We start from the raw sequence: 2,243 nt of genomic DNA on the forward strand, positions 1-2,243 counted from the left end.
CTGATGGCCAACGCCGTGGCGATCACCCGCGACGGCCTGCAGGTGCAACCCAGCGACCGCGCCGTCTCGTGGCTGCCGCTCTATCACGACATGGGCCTGATCGGCTTCCTGCTGAGCCCCATGACCAGCCAGATGACGGTCGACCTGCTGCCCACCGGCGCCTTCGTGCGCCGGCCGCTGCTGTGGCTGGACCTGATCACCAAGAACGGCGGCACCATCAGCTACAGCCCGACCTTCGGCTACGAGTTGTGCGCCCGCCGCGCCGAGGTGGCTTCGATCGAGCACCTGAACCTGTCGGGCTGGCGCAGCGCCGGCCTGGGCGGCGACATGATCCGCACCGGTCCGCTGCGCGCCTTCGCCGAGCGGTTCGCCAGCGTCGGCTTCTCGGACAAGGCGTTCGTGGCCAGCTACGGCATGGCCGAGGCGACCCTGGCGCTGTCGATGGCCCCACTGGGCGGCGGCCTGAAGACCGAACGCCTGGACGTCGAGCGCCTGGAGCAGCACGAGGCCGTCCTCACCGAAGACACCGAGCGCTCGCGCGAGTTCGCCCGCAATGGCCCGGCCCTGCCCGGCCACGAGCTGGAAGTGCGCGACGAGAACGGCGCTGTCCTGCCCGAGCGCGGCGTGGGCCGCATCTACGCCCGCGGCCCCAGCCTGATGCGGGAATATTTCGAGCAGCCGCAGGAGACCGCCCGCGTGCTGTCGGCCGACGGCTGGCTGGACACCGGCGACCTGGGCTACCTGATCGACGGCGAGATCGTCATCACCGGCCGCGGCAAGGATCTGATCATCCTCAACGGCCGCAACATCTGGCCGCAGGACCTGGAATGGACCGCCGAGGCCGAGGTCGAGGGTCTGCGCAGCGGCGACGTGGCCGCCTTCTCGGTCCCGGGCGACGGCGAGGAGACGGTGGTGGTGCTGGTCCAGGCGCGCGGCGGCGACGCCGAGACCCGCGCGGCCCTGGTCGAGAAGATCGCCGGCGTTCTGCGCCTGCGCCATCAGGTCGAGGCCCAGGTCCAGTTGGTGGGCGCCCACGCCCTGCCTCAGACCTCGTCGGGCAAGCTCAGCCGCTCCAAGGCCAAGGCCGCCTACCTGGCCGGCGCCTACGTCGTCGCAGAGCGCGCCTGACATGAACCCGGCCCGGAATGGGCCTGTGGTCGCCGTCACCGGCGCCACGGGCTTCCTGGGCCGCCGTCTGATCAAGATCCTCGCCGAGCAAGGATGGACCGTCCGCATTCTGGCCCGGCGCGACATCGCCGATCCCGCCTGGACAGGGTTCGAACCGCAGCTGGTGATCGGCGATCTGGCCAACGCCCGCGCCCTGGCCGCGCTCTGCGACGGCGTCGAGGCGGTCGTTCACGTGGCCGGCCTGATCAAGGCGCGGGACCGCGCGGCCTTCGACAAGGCCAATGTCGAGGGCTCTCGGCAGGTCGCGAAAGCGGCCAAGGCGGCGGGGGCCCGGCTGGTGCTGGTCTCCAGCCTGGCGGCCCGCGAACCGCAATTGTCCGATTACGCCGCCAGCAAGCGTGGCGGAGAAGACGCAGCCCGCGAGATTTTTGGCGGTGATCTGACCATTGTCCGCCCGCCCGCCATCTACGGCCCCGGCGACCTAGAGACCCTCAGACTGTTCAAAATGGCCTCGGAATCGGCCTTTTTGCCGGTTTTGAGCCCAAAAACCCGCATGGCCTGGATCCACGCCGACGACGCCGCGGCGCGCATAGCCAGCTTGGTCAAAACGCCGCGCCCCGGCCTGCTCAGCTTGTCCGACGACCGCCCGGAAGGGTATGGCTGGGTCGAACTCATGCAAACCGCGTCCAAAGCGGTCGGCGCGTCGCCAAGATTGGTCCGAATTCCCTCGGGAACGATCAAGGCTTTGGCGGTATTGTCAAAATGGGCGTCAATCGCCACCGGGAAGGACTCAATTCTCACGCCGGGCAAGGCTCGGGAGTTGCTTCACGGCGATTGGGCCCTATCTAGCAACGATCCGATTCCGGACTTTCCCCCGGTAAGATACTCTCTCGAAGCGGGATTCGCGCAAAGCGTGCGCTGGTACCGATCGGAAGGTTGGTTGAAGGAAAAAAACTCCCGGAAATAGCCGAATCCGGCGATTTTCTGGCAGGACGGCTGTTACAATTCGGTTATGTAGAAGTTTGGTCGGGGTACTGTCGGGTCGATGGAAGCGGTTACGGATATCACTTTGCGTGAAATCGGCCTGGCCACGAGCAAGGTGCTCGGGCGTTCGG

Annotated in this window: 2 protein-coding genes; both read left to right on the forward strand. The window is 67.5% G+C overall.

The window, feature by feature from the left end; all coding sequences use genetic code 11:
- On the forward strand, nucleotides 1-1,128 hold a 1,128-nt coding region (locus tag AC1DZ6_RS23825), incomplete at its 5' end, for a fatty acyl-AMP ligase (RefSeq protein WP_477099582.1).
- A 1-nt stretch (nucleotide 1,129) separates the two neighbouring features.
- Nucleotides 1,130-2,095, forward strand: coding sequence for an NAD-dependent epimerase/dehydratase family protein (locus tag AC1DZ6_RS23830; protein ID WP_477099583.1), 966 nt, complete (start codon nucleotides 1,130-1,132; stop codon nucleotides 2,093-2,095).
- Nucleotides 2,096-2,243: the final 148 nt, after the last annotated feature.

This window comes from Caulobacter sp. P1_B12_2, from assembly GCF_056406675.1.